The following is a 20,419-nucleotide window of genomic DNA, read 5'->3' on the forward strand; positions in this document are numbered from 1 at the left end:
ATTCAGGGGAGAATCAGGGTAGTCCGATCGGATGACCCTTCAGGGCTCGGGGGAGTAATACCTTAAAGCGCCGCGCCGCACGGTGAACTCCACGCTGCGGACCCCGGGGATGGCCTCACCGTCCACGGCGAGAGTCAGCGGGGCGCCGTTTGCCTCGACCCTGATCCTGGTGGCCTCGCGAAGATGGGTGATTTTCGACGTCGCCACGGTCCCGGTGAGAACCGACCACAACAGGCGCAGCCTGGCAAGAGATTCGTCGGCAGTAATGAGGCGGAAGTCCAGGACGCCGTCGTCCATCACCGGGCGCACCAAGGGAGCGTGGTCCCGGGGGAAGTACCTGCCCCGGCCCACGTACAGCATCCAGAGCTTGTGGCGCACTCCATCCACGAACAAGGTTGTGGGGGTGCCGGCCGCGAATGTGCCAAGCATTGCGACTACTCCTGCAAGGGGCTTGCCCATGCTGCGCTGAAGATGATCCCTGCGCCTGACCATGTCGGGATACAAACCGATGCTGGCAGTGTTCAACATCGTCAGTTCAAGGCGCTCGGGTTTGTCGGGCAAGCCACGCTCCACCACAATATGGCCAACATCTGCCAGTGCTGCTTCGCCCTGTTCAGCAGCATTCAGTGCCAATGTGAGGGTGGACGTGCCTGCATCGCGGGCGAAGTGATTGAGGGTCCCGCCAGGGAGCACGAGCAGGGGCAGTTTTTCTGCCACGGCGTATGCAGCGGCAGCGCCCACGGTCCCGTCCCCGCCCCAGACCCCTAAGGCTTCCGTTCCGGGGTGGGTGGCAACAGCCCGGATTGCAGCTACCAGATCGTCATCCTGACTAACCTGCTGTATATACGCTGACGGGAATACTTTCTGCAGGGCGGCTACTGTTTCCGGGCCGTAGGATCCACCCAGCGTGTTCACCGCGATGCTTAACCCGCGTCCACCCGCTATCTCGGGAGCATGGGTCCGATTTCGCCGTGTGTCAGGAAAGGGCGGCCCGACCGGCCACCACTTTCGGGTGACCAGAGCGGCTCCCGCTCCGATGGCAGATCCGAAGATCACATCAGATGGCCAGTGGGCTCCTGTATGCACTCTTGAGTATGCAACTCCGGCAGCGACAGGAGCGAGTGCTGCTCCGATCACGGGGTGGACGAAACCAGCTCCCACAGCGAACGCCGCTGCCGAAGCCGAGTGCCCGGACGGCATAGAAGAACTGGTGGGCTGCGGATGAACGAAACGGAACACCGGCAGGTGCTCCGGCAGAGGGCGGGCGCGCGGCAGCAGGGTTTTGAAGCCGAGGTTGGTTACACCAGAAGCCAAGCCTTGGGCAATAAGGCCGTGAAGGGCCGCACGACGCGGCCTGCCCTTGAAGATGGCAAGGACAGCAGCTATGGCAAACCACAACTTGCCTTTGTTGGCAACGGCGGACAGCCGACGGAAGAAGTCGTCGTGTTCACCTCCGGGGAAACCCGAAACGGCCCTGACGAGTGCCCTGTCCAGACGCGCAATCCTTCCTGGGCCCCTCCTCAGCATCCTTCGCATTTCCCCACCCTACAACCGAAGGCCCGCCGGGGATTTGACCAGCTTTGGTTGGGCATGGCGTGGGGGAAGGCACGCCCATTGGATCATCGGTTCGATTTCCCGGTTGCTTGACGGGACGAATCGTTAGGATGAATCAATGACGCGTGTCCTCGACCCGCAGCGGTATTCCCCAGGCCCGGTGATCGCGGCCAGCACGGCCCTGCTCGCATCGATGACCGTTCTGGGGGGCCTGTTATTGGCCAATAAGGTGGATCCACCCTTCCTGGCCCTGGACAGCGGATGGCACCAGTTTGTCGAGACGCTGCGCAGCCCTGCGTGGGACGGCATCAACGAGTTCCTTAACGTGGCCGGCTACCGCGGAATCTATGCGCTGCACGCCTGCCTCGTCATCATTCTGCTGGTGCGGCGAAGGCCCCAGACTGCCGTTTTCTCCGTTGTCGCCGCTGCCTCTGTGGCACTGCTTACCCAGCTGATCAAGACAGGGATTGGCCGCGGCCGTCCGTCCAACACCATCGTCCTCACCGATACGGGTTCTTTTCCCTCCGGCCATGTATCCGCCACGGCCGCATTTCTGCTGGTGGTTGCACTCCTGATCGGACGGCTGTGGATGTGGCTGATGGCCGCTCTGGGAACACTCGCCATGATGGTCAGCCGGACGTACCTTGGCGCGCACTGGCTGATTGACACCCTGGGTGGTGCGCTGCTTGCCGCCGCCGTAGTGCCCCTGGTCTGGCTGATGTTTCAAAGCGCCTGTGTACGGGAGAACACGGACGCCCGCAGGTTGCTTACTTGGCGTGCAAGGGCTTCGCGGCGCCAGCGAGCAGCAAGGCAACCAGGATCGGGGCGAGGATAGCAAGGAGTGCGAAGTGGATTCCCGTGATGTCCCCGAGGTATCCGAGCAAGGGCGGGCCGGCCAGGAACGACATGTAGCCTATCGTCGACACGACGGACACCCGTGCCGCGGCGTGGCGGGGGTCATCTGCAGCGGCTGACATCCCCATGGGGAAGGCCAGTGCGGCTCCCACTCCCCAAAGAGCGGCCCCCGCCACGGCCAACCACACATTTCCTGCCAGGACGAAGAGACCCAGACCGGCGGCTGCCGCTGCCATGCTGGCTCGCAGGACCGCGACTCGGCCATAGCGATCGATGACCATTCCGCCTGCAAACCGCATAGCAGTCATGGCGAGGACAAAGACGGCAAAGAGCAAAGCGCCCGTGGACTCGGTTGTGCCAAGTCCGTCAACTGATGCCTTGGCGATCCAGTCATTGCCTGCGCCCTCGGTCAGGGTAGCGCCGAGGACCACCACGCCGATCAAAAGGGTCCGCCCGTCGCGCCAGGCAGAGGGTCCCTTGGCAGGCTTGGGTTCCCCGTCTGCTGGCCGCTCTGCCGCGATATGGGGAAGGAAGTAGCGGGGCACCACAAGGGTCAGGACGGCAACCAGACCGGCGATGACCAGCAGGTGCACGGGCAGGCTCACACCAAGGTTGGACAGGGCGGAGCCAATCAGGGCTCCCACAAAAGCACCGCCGCTGAAAGCCGCGTGGAACTGGGGCATGATGGTCCGTCTAAGCCGGTGTTCGACGTCGGCCCCTTCAATGTTCTGGGCGACGTCCCAAAGACCGATGCCCATTCCGAAGAAGAACAGGGCCAGGGCCGTAGCCGGAACGGATTCCGCCAACAGTGACAACGCAACAGCTGCGCCAGCCAGTGCTGCGAGGACCCCGCTGGCGCGAACAGTGTTCGCTGTCCCGATCCGGCCGACAACCCACCCTGCTGTGGGCAGGGCGATCAGCGAGCCAATGGCCGTGCACAGGAGCAACGTGCCCATCTGGCCCGACGTCAGATGCAGGATTTCGGTGACAGCGGGGATCCGTGCCGCCCAGCTGGCAAAGACCAGCCCGTTCACCCCGAAAATCAGGAAAGTAGCGACGGAGGCCGCTTTCAGGCTGGGGCCGGTCGCGATGCTGACGCTCATACAGTCACTACTTTCACCGAGTACGTTTCGAGTTGTGCAAGTTCTTCAGGAGTGAGGAATCTGTCCGTCACCAGGACATCAACGGCCGGCAGGGCGGCTACGAGTGCAACAGCATTACCGTTCCATTTCGAGCCGGCGCAAGCAACAACTACCCTGGCCGCTGACTCCAGGCCTGCGCGCTTGACGGCGGCGTCGTCGACGTCATGGGCCAGCAGACCGTCCTTGAAGTTAAGGGCGCAGGGTGTCACCACGGCGGTGTCGAATCTCAGGGAGCGGATGGTTCTTTCCGCCAACGGCCCCCGGAAGGAAAATTCGCCCGGTATCAGGCTTCCGCCTGGGAGCAGCAGTGCCGGCCGATGTCCGCTCTGCCAGTCATCCACGGCCAGTACGTTCACGGACCGCAAGGACATCGGCATCAGGGTGAGTTCGCGCTGGCGCAGTTGACGGGCAATTTCTGTTGCCGTGGTTCCGCTGTCCAGCCAGACGTGTTCGCGATCGCCCAAAAGTGAGGCGACGCCTGCCGCTATCCTTACCTTAATGGCCTGGTCTTCAAGTTCCCGCTGACCGTAGCCCGGGTTTTCGCCCCGCAGGACCAGGCTCTTTGCGCCGCCGTGGATCCGCCGGAGTACACCGTGTCCCGCCAGCACCTCAAGGTCCCGGCGGATGGTGGCTCCTGAGGAACTGCACTGAGCGATGAGCTCCTCGACACTGACCTCATCCCGTTGACGCAGAAGCTCTGCGATCAGACGGTGTCTTTCTTCAGTCCTCACGCTCAAATGATAGTCCGAAGTGATCATTTAGTCACATTGGGATGCAACTGGTATCGCGAGGTGGAGGCCTTCTGCAGCGGGGGGCTTTCCGGGACGGCCCGCAACGCAAAACGGTCAAATAGAACCCTCCCTCACCTTTCACCCCAAAACACCAAACCCTCCCTCACTTAATGAGGAAGGGTTGGGCAAAAAGCTGCGAAAGGTGAGGGAGCGTTGGGGCTAACGGACGCGTTCCACGCGCTTTTCATCCCAGACGGGTGCCTCGGATTCGTACACCTTGCCGTCCGAGCCGAATACAAGGAAGCGGTCAAAGGTCCGGGCGAACCAGCGGTCGTGGGTGACTGCCAGGACGGTCCCCTCGAAATGGTCAATGGCTCGCTCGAGAGCCTCGGCTGAGTGGAGGTCGAGGTTGTCTGTGGGCTCATCGAGCAGCAGCAGGGTGGCTCCCGAAAGCTGCAGCAGCAGAATCTGGAACCGTGCCTGCTGCCCCCCGGACAGGGACTCGTACTTCTGCTCCGACTGACCTGCCAAGCCGTAGCCGTCCAGCGCACCCGCGGCGGCTTCACGGCCCAACCCGGAGCGATGCTCGTCCCCGCGGTGCAGGATCTCCAACAGGGTTTTGCCAAGAAGATCCGGGCGAACATGCGTCTGTGCGAAAAATCCGGGCCGGATCCTGGCGCCGAGTTTCACCGTTCCTTCATGCGGAACCTCAGCAATCTCCACTTCCGATACCGGCAGGTGTTCACGCTCAGGGTCTGTCCCGCCGGTAGCCAGCAGTCGCAGGAAGTGGCTCTTGCCAGAGCCGTTGGAGCCGAGAACACCGACGCGGTCCCCAAACCACACTTCAGTGGAAAACTGCTTCATGAGGCCTGTCAGTTCAAGTCGTTCGGCGACGATGGCACGCTTGGCCGTCCTGCCTCCCTTGAGCCGCATCTTCACGTTCTGCTCTATGGGAAGGGCTTCCGGAGGGCCAACTTCCAGGAATTTTGCCAGCCGGGTCTGCGCAGCGTGATATCGGTTAGCCATGTCAGAACGGAAGGCGGCCTTGTTCTTGTACATGTTGACGAGTTCTTTGAGCTTGATGTGCTCCTCGTCCCAACGTTTTCGCAGTTCCTCGAAGCGGGCGTTCCGGTCAGCCCTCGCATCGACGTAAGAGCCGAAGCCCCCTCCATGCACCCAGGCGCCGGCTCCGTTGATGCCCGGTTCAAGGGTGACGATACGCCCGGCGGCATTGTTCAGGAGCTCACGGTCGTGGCTGATGAAGAACACTGTCTTTTTGGATTCGTTGAGTTTGCCTTCGAGCCAACGCTTTCCCGGGACGTCGAGGTAGTTGTCCGGTTCGTCCAGAAGCAGCAGTTCGTCAGGACCAGCGAAGAGGGCCTCCAGCACCAGTCGCTTTTGTTCGCCCCCTGACAGGCTCGACGCCGGACGGTGCTGCGCCCGGTCAAAGGGAAGTCCCAGCGCGGCCATGCAGACCTCGTCCCAGACGGTCTCGACGTCGTAGCCGCCTGCATCTCCCCAGTCCACGATCGCCTGGGCGTAGCGCATCTGCGTGGGTTCGTCGTCGAACTCCATCATGGCCAGCTCGGCTTCATCCACCGTGCGGGCAGCCGAAGCCAGAGCAGGAGGCGCGGCAGATACCAAAAGGTCACGGACGGTCGAATCGTCACGGACCTGGCCTACGAACTGGCGCATGATGCCCATATTCCCTGAGCGGCCAATGACGCCTTCATCGGGGACCAGATCTCCGGCAATGATCCTGAACAGCGTGGTTTTCCCGGTGCCGTTAGGCCCGATCAGCGCGGTCTTACTTCCATCGGGCACTTTGAAAGTGACGCCGTTGAGCAGTTGGGTGCCGTCGGAGAGGAAGTAATCAATACCGGAAACGTCAATATGAGCCACAAAAGCAATCTTCCCATGCCCCATTACTTCGCTTGATCCGGCCGCCAACCCTCCCTCACCTTTCGCAACGAAATGCCGGACGCTCCCTCACCTGGTGTAGGAGGGTTGGGTCAAAAGCGACGAAACGTGAGGGAGCGTCGGGTCAAAAGCGACGAAAGGTGAAGGAGCGTCGGGTATAAACCCGCGAAAGGTGAGGGAGCGTCCGGGGGTTAGCCGGCGGCGGTCAGGAATTCCTTCAGCAACGGACCCGAGGTGGCCGCACCAAGGCCGCCTTCCTCCACGAACACCGCAACGGCAAGGTCCCCGTGCACAGCCACGATCCAGGCATGCGTCTTCGGCGGATTCTCCTTGCCGAATTCGGCTGTGCCGGTCTTCGCGCCCACCGGTGCGCCCGGAACGTCCATAAGGAATCCGGCATGCCCAGAGGTCACTACCGCCCGCATCATGTCGGCCAGCGCTGTGGCTTCCTCTTTGGTGATCGGCTTCTCGGCCGTTTTTGCGGGTGGCGGGGCGTCCGAGGCGGGCGACGACGGTGTGGCGGCGGCCGCCGTCGTGCTTCCGGAAGGCGCGCCGCCTGGAACCGCGGCGTCAGCGTTGAGGACAAGCTGCGGCGACACGGGGGAGCCGTTGGCTACAGAACCGGCCATCACGGCAGCGGACAGCGGGGACATGAGAATCTTGCCCTGGCCGATCATGGACGCCGCGTGTTCGGTACCTTCGGCTTCTCCGGGGACGGAACCGAGGAAGGCGTCGGCCCCCAGCTTCGGCGCTTCTACGGCCACACCCAGTGAAGTGGCTGCCGTCTCAAGCTGGGCCTGACTCACAGAGTCCCTGGCCGAGATGAAAGCAGTATTGCAGGAGTGGGCGAAGGCGTCCCGCAGGGTGACAGACCCCAAGGAGTCAGCGGGATAGCCCTCGGCGTTTTTGAAGGTCCTGCCGTCCACGGTCAGAGTCGGCGTACATTCCACTTTTGAATCCGGCGTCATTCCGTTGCGGAACATGGCTAGGGAATCCACCATTTTGAAGGTTGAACCCGGAGCGTACTGGCCCAGCATGGCGGTGTTGTAACCGTCGCTGCCGGGTCCCGAAGCAGCGGCAAGGACCGCACCGGTCGAGGGGCGGAGCGCCACGATGGCGGATGCGGGCTGAATTTCAGCCAGTATCCCTTCGGCCACTTGCTGCAGCGAGGGGTCCAGTGTGGTCTTCAGGGGCGTGCCGGGGGTGGCCGGAACATCGAAGACGGTTCGGCGGGGATCAGTGCCGGTCGCTCGGATCTCTTCCGCCGTGAGGTCTGCCTTCTGCGCCCGGATGATCACTCTGTCCGTTCCACGCAACAGGGCATCGTACTGCTGCTGCAGGCCTCCGGTCCCCGTCACGTCTCCGGCTGTCAGGGCACCGCCGGATTTTTCAATCTGTTCAGCATTGGCTTGCCCCACCGTACCCAGTAACGCCCGCGCGAACGTGCGTGTGGGCGCGAGCGGCATGCTTTCTTTGATGGCACGCGCGCCGGGAATCGCGGAAATCTGCGCATCTGTGACAGTCCTGCTGGCGTCGTCACGCAGGGTGATGGCAACCACGAAAGCCTCAGCACCCGCAGCCTGCACCTGGCTGACGTACGCCGCGGAATCAACTCCCACCAGCTCGGCGAGCTTTCCAGCAGAGGCCGCGGGATCCCCACCGGCGAGCTGTTGCTTGTCGATGCCAACGTTCACCACAGGGCGGTAAGTAACCAGCGGGGCATCACCGGCGCCAAGAATATCGGCGCGTTGAGGTGATTCGGTGGCCTTGGTGAGAATTTCGCCATCCACCAGGTCGGGCACCAGAAGCGCTGGCTTCCATACCGTTAGCCACGAGTCGCCGGATTTCTTGAGCTCGGCTGTTACGGAGTACTTCCACTCCGAGGAACCGATTTTCCAGTTATATGCCAAAGGGACGGTGGCGGTGTCTTCCTCCAGCTTCAGCTCACCGGGTTCCACGGCAGGCTTACCCGGCTCAAGTGCCTTGAAAACCTCCTGGAGCTGCTCGTTAGCGCCGGCAGCATCCTTGCCTTCAAAGGCAACACCCTCGACGTCGAGGGCTGATATGGCGGACGCGAGCTGTTTTGCTGCGACTTCCGCCCCTGCCCGGCCGTCGTCGCAACCCGCCAACGATCCACCAATAATGAGCCCGACAAGTGCCAGTGATATCTTCTGAATTTTCCCCACGGCGCCATTATGCCTGCTCACCCTGAGAATTGCGTTGTCAACTCGTTGGGACAGGGCTATGTGGGCGCGGCAGGCGTTGCCGGACCAGACCGGCGCGTCCCCGGCCGCAAAACCCCCGCCGGGCTACACCCCCTGAAACCCTCGAAACGGTATTGGCTCTGCCACTTCCCGTGGGACGACGATCAAGCCCGGATGGAGCGTTCGCTTAAGGAACCGCTCCAGTTCGAGCGGCGCGGAAATGGCATCCTGCTGCACGTTGAGGAGTCCGCGAGCACCCTTGTGGCCACTCCCTACGTGGGGTAGTTGCTGTATTTCGGAGCCAGGTCAGCCCTCCAGGAGTTCCGCGTCCCGAAGCTCGTCGTAGGCATCACGGGCGTCAATGATGGCGGGCACATTGTTCTCCGCCCATTCACGCAGCTGGCTTAGCGGTACGAGAAGGGAACGGCCCAGGTCAGTCAGCGTGTAGTCCACTCTCGCCGGAACCTGGGCGTAAACCTTCCGGGTGATGAGGCCATCCCGCTCAAGAGAACGGAGCGTCTGCGTCAGCACCTTAGGCGTGACGACCTGAACCATCTTCCGCAGCTCGCTGAACCGCACAGGTCCGTCGGTCAGAACCTGGATCACCAGGGAGGCCCATTTGTCCCCGATCCTCTGGAACACCACCCTGGAGGGGCAATCGGGGTCCAGGACGCTGGCAGCCTGCTGCATGGTTTCCAAAAGGATACTCAGTTTCTTTGAAGGTCTTTGTATCCAAAAGATACTTTAGGGGCTGTCCGAGAGTACCAATATGAAGGAGTGTCATGAAAATCGCAGTCTATGGAGCCACCGGTATGGTCGGGAGCCAGATTGTCAATGAGTCTTTGCACCGTGGTCATGAAGTGACCGCCGTTTCACGGAGCGGTTCCGCTGTTGAGGGTGCGTCAGCACTCTCCGCTGATCTCGCTGACCAGGGCACCTTCACTCAAGTCGTTGAAGCCCACGACACTGTTGTCCTGGCTACTGTGCCGAGCCGGACCGGAGGCGACCATTCAGAATGGCTTGACGCCATGAACAGCGTCTATGGCACTGCCGCGAAGACCCGCCTGTTGATCGTCGGGGGCGCCGGCGCCCTTGAGATCGACGGCGTAAGGCTCGTGGACTCGCCCGGTTTTCCCGAAGCCTACAAGGCAGAAGCGCTCACCATGGCAGCAGCTTATGAGGCAGCCAAAGAGGCGCCTGACCACGTGGACTGGACTGTCCTGGCCCCTGCTCCGCTGATCCAGCCTGGTGAGCGGACCGGGGAGTACGTAACCGCCCTGGATACTCCGGCAGGTTCGCAGATCTCCACCCAGGATTTCGCGGTAGCAATGCTGGACGAGATCGAAAACCCGAAGCACCGCCGCACGCGCTTCACTGCCGCCAATTAGCGCACTTTCAACGCCGCCTGGTCGCGATGGCCCTACGTGTCGGAGAGCCGCCTTCCCAAGGAAGGCACCGGCAGTCCGAATATGTCCTTTAGGGCATACTTCGCTGCGTGGAACCCTGGCATACCGGTCACTCCGGGACCGGGCGGCGTTGACGACGAGCACAGGTACACCCCGGGAATCGGCGTCCGCCAGGGTACCGGGCTAAAGGTGGGCCGTTTGATGATGCCCATCACGTCCACTATTCCCGAACTGAAATCGCCGCCCACATAGTTTGCGTCGTAACTGGCCATGTCCGCTGCAGTAGTTACCTTGGACTCGATGATGAGATCACGGAAACCTGGCGCAAAGCGCTCAATCTGTGCAACCACCCGCTCCGTCATGTCCGTAGTTGATCCGGCCGGAACGTGGCAGTAGCTCCAGAGGATGTGTCGTCCGGCCGGGGCCCTGCCGGCGTCGAACTGTGATGGCTGGGCCACCAGGACATAGGGCCGTTCCGGATGCCGGCCGTCAGCTACGGCGGCCTCAGAGGCGGCTATTTCCTCCCGCGTCCCGCCTACATGGACTGTTCCTGCGTCGGATAGCTCCGCGGCTGCCCAGGGGACCGGACCGGACAGGATGAAGTCCACTTTGCACGCTGCATTACCAAACCGGAATGCTTCCAGGGAACGCCGATAGCCTGGGGGTAGCCGGCTCCCTGCGATCTTCAGGAAGGCAGGTGGCACCACGTTGAGCAGGATGGCCTTCGCGGGAGACAGCTGGTCCAGGGAGTCAATCCGCGCTCCCGTTTCGATCACGCCACCGTGTGCCTGGATGTCGTCTGTCATCGCCTTTACGATTGCCGCTGATCCGCCAACGGGTATCGGCCAACCCTCCACATGGGCCAGGGTAGCCAACAGCAGGCCGGCGCCCGCCGGTGCCAGGGTTGGATGCCGGCCGACGGCATGTGCGGTGACTCCGGAAAGAAGCGCTGGCGCCAGATCCTCCTGAAACCTCTTACCCCAGAGGGCCGTCCCCTGCTCGAACGTCCGAAGCGCCAGCACTGCGGCGGCCACCGGGTGGCGCGGCACCCGCAGAAGGTGGTTCAGGGCGGTGTCTGTGACGCCCTCCACCATACGAACCAAGGGTTCCATGAGCCTGCGGTAGGCGTCGCCGTCGCGTCCCAGCTCTGTTGCCGTGCGTTCCAGTGACCTGTACGCCAAGGCAACCCGGCCGCCGTCGAGCGTTGCACCGTAGGAGAGTTCTGGTGTCTTCAACTCAATCCGGGAAGAGAGTCCGAAAGCTCGGAAGAATGGCGAGGCAAGGGCCATGGGATGGACGGCCGAACAGACGTCATGGAAGTGCCCTGTTTGCATCAGTTCGCTGGTCCGTGCCCCGCCTCCTGCCGATTCAGCGGCCTCGTAGACGCGCACGGCCAGGCCGGAGCGCGCCATCATCACCGCTGCCGCCAATCCATTGGGTCCTGAACCTACGACGGCGACATCAGACATTGCTTCTATCCTTCCAAGGGAGCACTGAGGCAGAGGGGCGGCCGAGATCAAGGCGGAGCCGGTCGGGAGCCCCGTCAAAAGGACCGGCATGGGGATCGTCCATGCCGTGCCTTCGGATGACGTCGTAGTCGGGATTCCAAATGTCCCAGGTGACCCTGAGCATGAGGTAACCAGTGGCCACCATGTGCAGGATGACGGCAAGAACGTAGTACGGCATGTCGATATTGTGTTGCGCAGACCCGTTGCTCGTGACCTGCCCCAGGTACATCCAAATCGCGGCCCAGTGCAGTCCCTCGATCGCCTGCCAGATCAGGAAGTCGCGCCACCGGGGCCGCGCGAGTGCCATGAGGGGAATAAGCCAGAGCACGAATTGCGGAGAGTACACCTTATTAGTGAGCACGAAGGCAGCCACGATGAGGAAGGCGAGCTGGGCGATCCTCGGCCGTGTGGGGGAGGACAAAGCCAGGACTGCAATGAGGAAGCAAGCCAGGAGGAACAGGCCCAGGGCCATCGTGTTGATGGTCTCGGGAGCCAGTGGCTGGCCGTTGAGACGTTCAGCGAGCAGGTTGTAGGCAAACCAGGGGGAGCTGTAGCCGGCCGGACGGTCCTCGGTGAAGTCGTAGAAGTACCTCCAGCCCGACGGGTTTATCGCGGCAATTGGGAGGTTGACTGCCAGCCAGGCAGCGGCTGCGGCTCCGACCGTGACCAGAAGCGGCCTGATCCGGCCTGTCCGCAGGGCAAGTAGCAGGATGGCGCCCAGGATCAGGAGAGGATACATTTTGGTTGCCGTGCCCAGGCCAATGAAGATTCCAGCCAGCACAAGCCGCTCCCGGGCCAGGAAATACATGGCAAGGGCCAGCAGTCCAACGGCCCACATGTCCCAGTTGATCAACCCTGACAGGATGATTCCCGGAGCCAGGGCAACCATGGCGGCATCCCAGGGCCGACGGCGGGTCATCCTTGCGGTCGCCAGCACGACGACGATCCACACGGCGGCGATCAATGTGGCGTTTACATCGAAATAGCCGAGGATCCTGGCATCGCTGACGCCCTCACCGGGAACCATCAGGGCCGTGATACCGGCAATCAGACCTGTCAGTACCGGGTACTCGAAGGAGGAGCCCTGCGTGAAGAACGGAAAGACGCCGTCACCCAGGCCGCGGTTCCTGAACAATTCCGGGAAGTCGGAGTAACACGTGGAATAGAACTGTCCGGGCGTTTCCCAGCCGTTGAGGCGGCAATGGTTCTTGATGAGGATGCCGGTCAGTGCCGCCGCGACAGTGAGGATGATGAGTACACGTTCCACCGTAAAAAAGCCCGGGGATACGACGCCGGGGGCGGACCTGGTGCCCATAGGGCCACCAATCAATTCCGTGAAGTTCCGCAGCAGGAGATCACTTCGGCTCGGAATGACCAGACGCACCCTTTTCGGCCCCGTCGGCGGCTTGATCTCCTGCATGTGTTTGAGCTTACCGCTGGAGGGAGCGGTGGCTAGGGGGTTGGTTGTACGCGTCTAACACCCCCCGTATATGCTCGTTACAATCAGTCAGCCTCAGGGGGCTCCTTAATGTCACGCCAACTTTCCCACGAAGCCGGACCCGCTTCCGGGCAAAAGGGTCGACGGTCCTCAGAGCTGCAGGGAGTCCCGGCCTCATCCAACGGGAGCCCATCATCGCGCCCTTGGCTTAGCCCTTCGGCAGTGGGGGTTGCCGCTTTCCTCGTGGCCTTCGTTGGCTCGTGGATCCCCTCGTTTTGGGACGATGAGATTGCCACAGTTTCTTCAGCGGGGCGTTCGCCTGCCGAGCTGTTTACGTTGCTCCAGTCCGTTGACGCTGTCCATGGGACTTACTACCTCTTGATGCATGCTTGGACCTCCGTCTTCGGCTTCTCAGAGCTGGCGCTTCGCACACCGTCGGCCATCGCCGTAGGCCTGGCCTGCGCGGGAACTGTCCTTATCGGACGCCGTCTTGGATCCGAGAGCATTGGAATCGCCAGCGGCCTCGTCCTTGCTGTGCTGCCACGCATGGTGTGGTCGGGAACGGAAGCCCGGCAGTATGCAATCTCTGCCTTGCTGGCGGTGGTGCTCACCCTCCTCCTGCTCCGGGCATGGGAATCGAACCACAGCATCGGCTGGATCCTTTACGGAGCGTGCGCTGCTCTGGGGATATTCGTTTTCATGTTCTTTGCCCTCGCAGTGGCATCCCATGCTGTAGCGGCACTCGTCCTGCGCAAACGGATCCTTGGAACACTCGTCACGTCGGCAGGAATCGGCCTTTTGGTGCTGCCTTTCCTGCTGTTCGCGTTGACGCAGAAGGCCCAGGTTGACTGGATCCAGAACCGGTCGTTCCTGCAGAACCTCAGCGCTGCCGCTGTTAAACAGTTCTTCTATGGTGACGATCGGCCCACCGGAAACCTTCCTCCCACATGGATTCTCGCGGCAGTCGCGCTGCTGGGATTGGCGCAACTGGTCCTGATCATCCTCGGCATTGTCGGCATGGCGCGAGGTGACCGGAACAGCGGGCTGCAGACGCTACTGGTGTTGTGCCTTACAACAGTGATCCTGCCCGTGACGGGTCTCCTGGTGGTCAGCCTGATTGCCCAGCCTGTCTACGTGGCCCGGTACCTGACTTTCACAGCTCCGGCCTTTGCGCTCCTCGTCGGACTCGGCCTGGACTCCGTCAGGCGCAATCAACGCCTGCTGCTGCCCGTTGCCATTGGGATTGTTCTCAGCGCAAGCCTCGTTCCGCAGCTGACCCTAAAAAGCGTCCTGAACGAACCACAGGATACTGAACGGGATATAGCGGCGATCATCGGTAATGAGACGCAGGGACCGGCTTCTGTGGTTTATGAGCGGCCGGAGCTGCGGGATGTCTCCATTGCTTACCCCTCACCGTTCAGGTCGCTTTCGGACCTGTCCCTGGGTGCTTCTCCAGCGGAGTCAGGGACGCTTTGGGGTACCAACAAGGAAGTTACCGCGGCTGCACTGTTGGGGCGCGGCCACGTGTGGTTCGTTGGCGCCGGGGGTGGCTCCATTCCTGATCTAAGGGCATTTACTGACGCCGGATGCTCGTCCACCGAAGTAAAGAACTCCCAGCGGGTGCTGCTGCTTTCCTACGACTGCCCGGCGCGGTAAACCACCACGCGCCGCAACGGGCTGGCGGCTGAACGGCGGCGAGTCAAACCGGCTGCGCCCAACGACCAAGACGTTAAACCAACGACCAAGACGTTAAACCAACGACCAAGACGTTAAACCAACGACCAAGACGTTAAACCAACGACCAAGACGTTAAACGGGGGGAGCCCACGCGTTGCCGCGTGGGCTCCTGGCGGATTGGCTCCGATGTGAATCATCAGATCCTCCTTCAATGGGGTGATCCGTTGTACTCGTGATCCGTTTGTACTGCGGGCGGTCCGCACCGGCATCATCGGTTCAGCGGTTCACACTCATCATGTACATAGCGATCAAAACAACTTCCCTGTTCTTGTCGAGCTGGTCGCCGTTGAACTGAGTCCTCTCGTTCTGCAGCGGGATGCCGATCATCGAGAAGAATTCCTCGAACTTACTGGTCACGTAGGTCACCTCCTCTCATTTACTCGAACGTGAAGTCCCGACCAGACTGGCCGATACTTGATTTTGGGCGCACGAATTAAGGCCTCTTAATTCACCAAGGAATTGGCCGGAATTGGGCAAAGAAATGCCCGATAGGGCAAGTAATTGCAAATAGGGAAACTACCCGTGGAATATGGATGCGAAAGACCCAGTGGAAGCTGGTTCCGATTCAGGAGGAATTGCGCATCCGCTTAATACCGAGGGGTGGAGACGCTGCTACCGGGCATCCCCAAAAGAAGTAGGGGATCTATCAAGGTCCTGGCCCCTGCGGCCAACGGACACTAGGAGACAGTCACTCCCGTGCGAAGGCGGGCGTGGGCAGCAGAGGCGGGGTTCGCGGCGACGGTCATCTTCCATCCGCTAGTCAAAGTAATCATTTTCCCAACCTCCTTTTCTGCTGTGCCGTAGCTCCAACCGACTTCGTCGGGCTGCGCGCGCCTTGACCCTGGCAAGACGCACTGGGGCCATAAATAAAATTACACTAAAGACAGATCATTTGACCAGCCGAATTACAGACTTCTCTAAAGTTATTCTGCAATTCACACAATTGACCCGTCAAAGGGTTCCCAACCGACTGGTTAGAGGCCCCAGCGGACCACTGCGGGGGTCTTCTTGTCCCAGCCCAATGTGCAAACTTTTGCAGTGCCAAGGAGGAAGTGCCGGCCGTACTGGGCATCGAGTCCCAACCAGCGTGCCGTCAGGATCCTGGAGAAGTGTCCGTGGGCCACAATGAGTACGTTGTCCAGGCCGGACTCCAGTACCCGGGCTACGATCTTGTCCGCACGGGCAGCTACCTGATCCAGTGTTTCCCCGTTGGGAACCCCGTGAGTCCAGATCAGGTAGTCCGGGTTGTCCTTGCGAATGAGGTCCGAACTGATTCCTTCGTAGTCTCCGTAATCCCATTCCACGGCCAGGGGTTCCTGCTTGGCGTCCGGAAAGCCGGCGAGTTCAGCCGTGCGGCGTGCCCGACGGAGGGGAGAAGTGAGGACCAGATCGAAGTCGACGCCGTCCAACGCCTTCCGGGCCTCCACCGACTGCTGCTCGCCTTCAACGGTGAGAGGAAGATCGGTCAGCCCGGTGTACTGTCCGCTCTTGGACCATTCGGTCTCCCCATGACGCATGATCCAAAGCTGGGGACGGGGAGTGTTGAATTCTATGTTCACTTAAGACTCCTCGGTTGGGACATGGTCGACGTCGGCGGGTACAGGGGCGAGAGCCTCCGGTTGAGCCTCCCACCACTTCCGCAATTTTTCCTCAGCTTCACCTTGATCCAACGGACCGTGCTCCATCCGCTCCTCCAGTAGGAACTTGTAGGCACGGCCCACCACGGGACCCGGCTTCAGGCCAAGGAGCGTCATGATCTGGCCACCGTCAAGGTCCGGGCGCACAGCTTCGAGGGATTCCTGTTCGCGCAGGGCGGCGATCCTGGCTTCGAGATCGTCGTAGGCGAAGGCAAGCCGCTCAGCCTTGCGCTGGTTCCGGGTGGTGACGTCCGAACGCGTCAGCTTGTGAAGCCGATCCAACAATGGACCGGCGTCTGTGACATACCGCCGCACCGCCGAGTCGCTCCAACCCGCATCTCCATAGCCGTAGAAACGCATATGCAACTCCACGAGCCGGGCCACGGCCTTGATGGTGTCGTTGTCAAAGCGCAGAATCTTCATGCGTTTGGCGGTGAGCTTGGAACCCACCATGTCGTGATGCCGGAAGCTCACCGCGCCGCCCGGTTCAAAACGGCGCGTAGCCGGCTTCCCGACGTCGTGCATCAGGGCCGCAAACCGCAGCACGAAGTCCGGACCGGGCACCGGCCCGTCAGAGCCATCCTCCAAGGAAGCTGCCTGCTCAAGGACCTGGAGCGAATGCTGGTAAACATCCTTGTGCCGGTGATGCTCGTCCGATTCGAGTCGAAGCGCCGACACTTCAGGGAGCACAAACTCCGCCAGCCCGGTCTCCACCAGCAGGTCCACGCCTACGCGCGGTTGCGGGCCGCAAACCAGCTTGACGAGTTCGTCCCTGACCCGTTCTGCCGAAATGATGGTGATGCGCTCGGCCATCCTGGTCATCGCGAGGCGGACGTCTTCATGGACTGAAACGCCGAGCTGGGAGGCAAAGCGTGCGGCACGCATCATGCGCAGCGGATCATCGGAAAAGGACGTTTCAGGCGCCCCCGGCGTGGCCAGCAACGAGGCATGAAGATCGCGGACGCCACCGAAGGGATCAACGAGTTCCAGGGAGGGAAGGCGGAGCGCCATGGCGTTGATGGTGAAATCGCGACGCAGCAGATCGTCAGTCAGCGATGCGCCAAAGGCGACCACGGGCTTCCGCGATTCCGGATCGTAGGCCTCGGCGCGGTATGTGGTGATTTCTATCTGGAAGCCTGCTTTTCGCAGTCCAATGGTTCCGAAAGCACGGCCGATTTCCCAGAAGTTGTCAGCCCATTTCCGGATCAGGGCGATGGTCTGATCCGGCGTCGCGTCAGTAGTGAAATCAAGATCCGGCGAGGAACGGCCCAGGAAGAGATCGCGGACCGGACCACCTACAAGGGACAGTTCGTGACCCGCGTCGACGAAGCGCTGGCCGAGCTCCAGGACCACCGGATCCACTTTAAAATCAACGGTGTGGGAGTCAGTCGTGTGATGTGCGTGCGCCATAGTTACTTAAGCTTGGCAGAAAATCTCCAGCATTCTTCATTGAAGTACCGAAACATACTGCGAAAGAGCAGGCGCGGGAGCCCCATCAATTGGGTTTATTGAAAGTTTCCGGGTGCGGAGCCCGTCACATCCGGTCCACTTTCCTGTCATGTTCCGGTCATCACCACGGGGCAAGAGTCGTTAGAGTGGACGTTATGGCCCATCCCGTACCGAGCGCTCCCGGCAGGAGGACAAACCCACCGTTGCCGTCGGCAATCGGTGCGCACGTCGCGCCCGCGCCGCACTCGGCACCGGCCTCGCTGCCCACCGTCGAGGAAATCTCCGCTGGTGGAGTTGTGGTGGACACGTCCGACGGCGAACTAAGGGTTGCGATTATCGCCCGCCTGAACCGCGGAGGACGTCTTGAATGGTGCCTGCCGAAGGGTCACCCGGAGGGCAAGGAAAAGAACGAGGAAGCTGCTGTCCGCGAAATCGCCGAGGAAACCGGGATAGACGGGATCATTCTGGCGCCCCTGGGCAGCATTGATTACTGGTTCACAGTCAGCGGGCACCGCGTCCACAAAACGGTCCACCACTATCTCCTGAGGGCAACCGGGGGAGATCTGACCATCGAAAACGACCCCGATAAGGAAGCCGTGGACGTCGCATGGGTGCCCATCACTGAGCTGGCCCGGAAGCTGTCCTTTCCCAACGAACGCCGCATTGCCGACCTCGCCAAAGAAGTCCTGCCGGAACATCTCTGAGAGCCCTGTCACTCATGCCATCCACCCCCGCTGACAGGTATACCCTCTTGCGAGTGAGACGATGAAGGCAATGTCAGCAGCCAAACCAGAACCCGCCGAAGGCGGATCAGCCCACGCAGGAGAGGCCCGTTCCAGCGCCATTATGGCGGCTGGCACCCTGATCTCGCGGTTTTTGGGCTTCGGCAAGACGTGGATGCTGGCTTTCGCCCTGGGGCTGGGCTCCACGGTCAACGACACCTTTATTAACGCGAACAATCTGCCCAACCTCATCTTTCTCCTGGTGGCGGGCGGAGTCTTCAACGCGGTCCTTGTTCCGCAGATCATCAAAGCCAGCAAGGCGCCGGACAGGGGAGCGGACTACATCAGCCGCCTGCTGACCCTGGCCGTTATTGTCCTGTTGTCCCTGACGCTCCTGGTGACACTCTTCGCACCCCTCGTCATCGATCTGACCACGCAGAATTACTCCCCGGAACAAAAGTCGCTGGCGATCTCCTTTGCCTTCTGGTGCCTGCCGCAGATCTTTTTTTACGGTCTGTATGCCCTCCTGACCCAGGTCCTGAACGCCAACGGGGCGTTCGGACCGGCTATGTGGGCTCCGATCCTCAACAACATCGTGGCTATTGCTGGCCTGGGCATGTTCATCTGGATCCTTGGCCCGAATGTCACCAACCCGCACACCTTGGAAACCTGGGGACCGTTCCAAACCTTCCTGGTGGCTGGCTTCTCGACCATTGGCGTCGTCGCGCAGACGGCGATCCTCATGGTCCCTGTGCTGAAGCTCCGCCTGAGGCTGCGGCCCCGCTTCGGCTGGAGGGGTGTAGGACTGGGGCAGGCAGCGAAGCTCAGCGTCTGGACGCTCCTGACCGCCGCCGTCGGGCAACTCGCCTTCCTGTACGTAATGCGTATTGCCACCATCCCCGGCGCTGAACGCCTGCGCCTCGAACAAGCAGGGGATCCGGCCGCAGGGCGGCTCCCGGGCAACGCCATCTTGGAAGTGGCCAGCCAGCTGTACCTCCTCCCGCATTCGATCATTGCCCTGTCCCTGGCCACGGTGTTGTTCAACCGGATGACCAGGGCATCACAGGACGGAAACCGTGCGGCGCTGCGGGATGCCCTGTCCCACGGTCTGCGCACCATGGCCGTGGCCACTGTATTCGGGGCCCTCGCGTTGTTCGCCCTCGCCGGGCCGCTGGGGATGTTCTTCTCCGGCGGCAAGGAGCAGGACGGCGTAATGCTCGCCCAGACGCTCACCATCCTGGCCCTCAGCACACCTTTCATGAGCGCCAACTTCATGATGTCCAGGGTGTTTTATGCCAACGAGGACGCCAGGACGCCCTTCTTTATCCAGTTGATTCTGGCACTCGTCAATGTTGTGGCGGCCTTCTTCATCCAGTTTCTTCCGGCCGATCAGATCATCTTCGCCATCGCCATCCTGTACACGGTCGGCAACATCCTCTCCGTCATGGTCAGCGCCGCTTTCCTCCGCCGGCTCCTGGGGCATCTGGACGGTCCGCGGGTTGCGAATTCATATATCCGGATGGGGTATGCGGCGTTGGGCTCTGCCCTGACTGGAGCTGTGGCCCTGTGGCTGATGGGAAGCTACCAGGAAGACGGTTTCGCCTGGAGTGGCCGGATCCAGGCGCTGGTGACCATCGCCGTCGTCGGTCCTGTGATGCTGGTAACTTATCTTTTCCTGCTGAAGGCTTTCCACGTCTCCGAGCTGCGGGACCTTCTGCGGCCGCTGCTTGGCCGTCTGGGCCGCGGTCCGGCCGCTGCGCCCACTGCCCAACGGACGACGTCTGAATCGCCGGACAGGGCTACCGTTTCTGTGGACACTGGCTTGATCCCGCGTATTTCGGGAGAATTTGATTCTGCTTCATTCCGGGCAGGGCCAAAGATGGAACACGACGACGACGATGTTGCCACTGGGGCCGGGTACCTTCCTGCAGAAGAAATCCCCAACACCGCTCGCGGCAGTATGGTCCGTCAGGAGATCCCCCTGCCGGGCCGCAGAACCTATCAGGGAACGGCCGGACACAACCCGTATTTCCGTACCCGCAGGAAAAAGAAAAAATGACCATCGCCCGGCCTGGCCCTGATTCCCACGGCAATTGCAAGGCATCGGCTAGGATCA

Annotated in this window: 17 protein-coding genes; 6 read left to right on the forward strand and 11 right to left on the reverse strand. The window is 61.5% G+C overall.

The window, feature by feature from the left end; translation table 11 throughout:
• Positions 1-39: 39 nt before the first annotated feature.
• Complete coding sequence (locus M1D88_RS20625; RefSeq protein ID WP_458112559.1) at positions 40-1,536, reverse strand: phosphatase PAP2 family protein; 1,497 nt, start codon at positions 1,534-1,536, stop codon at positions 40-42.
• 136 nt (positions 1,537-1,672) lie between these two features.
• Here M1D88_RS20625 and M1D88_RS20630 point away from each other — a divergent pair, with 136 nt between their 5' ends.
• A complete protein-coding gene (locus M1D88_RS20630; RefSeq protein ID WP_458112560.1) occupies positions 1,673-2,389 on the forward strand; it encodes a phosphatase PAP2 family protein in 717 nt (238 codons plus the stop codon).
• Here the strand turns inward: M1D88_RS20630 and M1D88_RS20635 are convergent.
• The 4 genes from M1D88_RS20635 to M1D88_RS20650 form a co-directional block, all read right to left on the reverse strand.
• Complete coding sequence (locus M1D88_RS20635; RefSeq protein ID WP_458112561.1) at positions 2,322-3,512, reverse strand: MFS transporter; 1,191 nt, start codon at positions 3,510-3,512, stop codon at positions 2,322-2,324. The two genes, M1D88_RS20630 and M1D88_RS20635, sit on opposite strands and share 68 nt — an antisense overlap.
• Positions 3,509-4,282 carry a DeoR/GlpR family DNA-binding transcription regulator gene (locus M1D88_RS20640; protein ID WP_458112562.1) on the reverse strand — a complete coding sequence of 258 codons (774 nt, stop codon included), beginning with the start codon at positions 4,280-4,282 and terminating at the stop codon, positions 3,509-3,511. The genes M1D88_RS20635 and M1D88_RS20640 overlap by 4 nt, the downstream gene beginning before the upstream one ends.
• Positions 4,283-4,501: 219 nt before the next feature.
• Positions 4,502-6,184, reverse strand: a complete 1,683-nt coding sequence (locus M1D88_RS20645; protein WP_458112563.1) for an ABC-F family ATP-binding cassette domain-containing protein — start codon at positions 6,182-6,184, stop codon at positions 4,502-4,504.
• A 209-nt stretch (positions 6,185-6,393) separates the two neighbouring features.
• Positions 6,394-8,388, reverse strand: a complete 1,995-nt coding sequence (locus tag M1D88_RS20650; RefSeq protein ID WP_458112564.1) for a penicillin-binding transpeptidase domain-containing protein — start codon at positions 8,386-8,388, stop codon at positions 6,394-6,396.
• Positions 8,389-8,397: 9 nt separating this feature from the next.
• Here M1D88_RS20650 and M1D88_RS20655 point away from each other — a divergent pair, with 9 nt between their 5' ends.
• Positions 8,398-8,691: a hypothetical protein gene (locus M1D88_RS20655; RefSeq protein ID WP_458112565.1), complete on the forward strand. Its 294-nt coding sequence runs from the start codon at positions 8,398-8,400 to the stop codon at positions 8,689-8,691.
• Between the two features lie 21 nt (positions 8,692-8,712).
• Here M1D88_RS20655 and M1D88_RS20660 read toward each other — a convergent pair whose 3' ends face one another.
• Positions 8,713-9,096 carry a winged helix-turn-helix transcriptional regulator gene (locus M1D88_RS20660; protein WP_458112566.1) on the reverse strand — a complete coding sequence of 128 codons (384 nt, stop codon included), beginning with the start codon at positions 9,094-9,096 and terminating at the stop codon, positions 8,713-8,715.
• A gap of 92 nt (positions 9,097-9,188) precedes the next feature.
• Here M1D88_RS20660 and M1D88_RS20665 point away from each other — a divergent pair, with 92 nt between their 5' ends.
• Entirely contained in the window at positions 9,189-9,794 is a 606-nt protein-coding gene (locus M1D88_RS20665; protein WP_458112567.1) for an NAD(P)-dependent oxidoreductase, read from the forward strand.
• A 32-nt stretch (positions 9,795-9,826) separates the two neighbouring features.
• Here M1D88_RS20665 and M1D88_RS20670 read toward each other — a convergent pair whose 3' ends face one another.
• A complete protein-coding gene (locus M1D88_RS20670) occupies positions 9,827-11,281 on the reverse strand; it encodes a phytoene desaturase family protein (protein WP_458112568.1) in 1,455 nt (484 codons plus the stop codon).
• On the reverse strand, positions 11,274-12,740 hold the full coding sequence (locus M1D88_RS20675) for a glycosyltransferase family 87 protein (RefSeq protein ID WP_458112569.1): 1,467 nt from the start codon (positions 12,738-12,740) through the stop codon (positions 11,274-11,276). The genes M1D88_RS20670 and M1D88_RS20675 overlap by 8 nt, the downstream gene beginning before the upstream one ends.
• A 108-nt stretch (positions 12,741-12,848) precedes the next feature.
• Here M1D88_RS20675 and M1D88_RS20680 point away from each other — a divergent pair, with 108 nt between their 5' ends.
• Positions 12,849-14,414, forward strand: coding sequence for a glycosyltransferase family 39 protein (locus M1D88_RS20680; RefSeq protein ID WP_458112570.1), 1,566 nt, complete (start codon positions 12,849-12,851; stop codon positions 14,412-14,414).
• 297 nt (positions 14,415-14,711) lie between these two features.
• On the opposite strand, the gene M1D88_RS20685 is transcribed toward M1D88_RS20680, so the two are convergent.
• The 3 genes from M1D88_RS20685 to M1D88_RS20695 form a co-directional block, all read right to left on the reverse strand.
• Entirely contained in the window at positions 14,712-14,852 is a 141-nt protein-coding gene (locus M1D88_RS20685) for a hypothetical protein (RefSeq protein ID WP_458112571.1), read from the reverse strand.
• Positions 14,853-15,469: 617 nt separating this feature from the next.
• A complete protein-coding gene (locus M1D88_RS20690) occupies positions 15,470-16,012 on the reverse strand; it encodes a histidine phosphatase family protein (RefSeq protein WP_247041842.1) in 543 nt (180 codons plus the stop codon).
• A 42-nt stretch (positions 16,013-16,054) separates the two neighbouring features.
• Positions 16,055-17,542, reverse strand: coding sequence for a CCA tRNA nucleotidyltransferase (locus M1D88_RS20695; protein WP_458112572.1), 1,488 nt, complete (start codon positions 17,540-17,542; stop codon positions 16,055-16,057).
• A gap of 242 nt (positions 17,543-17,784) precedes the next feature.
• Here M1D88_RS20695 and M1D88_RS20700 point away from each other — a divergent pair, with 242 nt between their 5' ends.
• Positions 17,785-18,285 carry an NUDIX hydrolase gene (locus M1D88_RS20700; RefSeq protein WP_458114593.1) on the forward strand — a complete coding sequence of 167 codons (501 nt, stop codon included), beginning with the start codon at positions 17,785-17,787 and terminating at the stop codon, positions 18,283-18,285.
• A gap of 61 nt (positions 18,286-18,346) precedes the next feature.
• Positions 18,347-20,362 (forward strand): murein biosynthesis integral membrane protein MurJ, encoded by a 2,016-nt coding sequence (gene murJ / locus M1D88_RS20705; RefSeq protein ID WP_458112573.1) that lies wholly within the window; start codon positions 18,347-18,349, stop codon positions 20,360-20,362.
• Positions 20,363-20,419: the final 57 nt, after the last annotated feature.

The organism is Arthrobacter sp. R1-13, assembly GCF_054161475.1.

Excerpts from the sequence above, each read along its gene's own strand:
- M1D88_RS20625 (WP_458112559.1), bottom strand. The coding sequence starts at position 1,536 with ATGCGAAGGATGCTGAGGAGGGGCCCAGGAAGGATTGCGCGTCTGGAC.
- M1D88_RS20630 (WP_458112560.1), top strand. The coding sequence starts at position 1,673 with ATGACGCGTGTCCTCGACCCGCAGCGGTATTCCCCAGGCCCGGTGATC.
- M1D88_RS20635 (WP_458112561.1), bottom strand. The coding sequence starts at position 3,512 with ATGAGCGTCAGCATCGCGACCGGCCCCAGCCTGAAAGCGGCCTCCGTC.
- M1D88_RS20655 (WP_458112565.1), top strand. The coding sequence starts at position 8,398 with ATGCCTGCTCACCCTGAGAATTGCGTTGTCAACTCGTTGGGACAGGGC.
- M1D88_RS20660 (WP_458112566.1), bottom strand. The coding sequence starts at position 9,096 with ATGCAGCAGGCTGCCAGCGTCCTGGACCCCGATTGCCCCTCCAGGGTG.
- M1D88_RS20665 (WP_458112567.1), top strand. The coding sequence starts at position 9,189 with ATGAAAATCGCAGTCTATGGAGCCACCGGTATGGTCGGGAGCCAGATT.
- M1D88_RS20670 (WP_458112568.1), bottom strand. The coding sequence starts at position 11,281 with ATGTCTGATGTCGCCGTCGTAGGTTCAGGACCCAATGGATTGGCGGCA.
- M1D88_RS20675 (WP_458112569.1), bottom strand. The coding sequence starts at position 12,740 with ATGCAGGAGATCAAGCCGCCGACGGGGCCGAAAAGGGTGCGTCTGGTC.
- M1D88_RS20680 (WP_458112570.1), top strand. The coding sequence starts at position 12,849 with ATGTCACGCCAACTTTCCCACGAAGCCGGACCCGCTTCCGGGCAAAAG.
- M1D88_RS20690 (WP_247041842.1), bottom strand. The coding sequence starts at position 16,012 with ATGCGTCATGGGGAGACCGAATGGTCCAAGAGCGGACAGTACACCGGG.
- M1D88_RS20695 (WP_458112572.1), bottom strand. The coding sequence starts at position 17,542 with ATGGCGCACGCACATCACACGACTGACTCCCACACCGTTGATTTTAAA.
- murJ (WP_458112573.1), top strand. The coding sequence starts at position 18,347 with ATGAAGGCAATGTCAGCAGCCAAACCAGAACCCGCCGAAGGCGGATCA.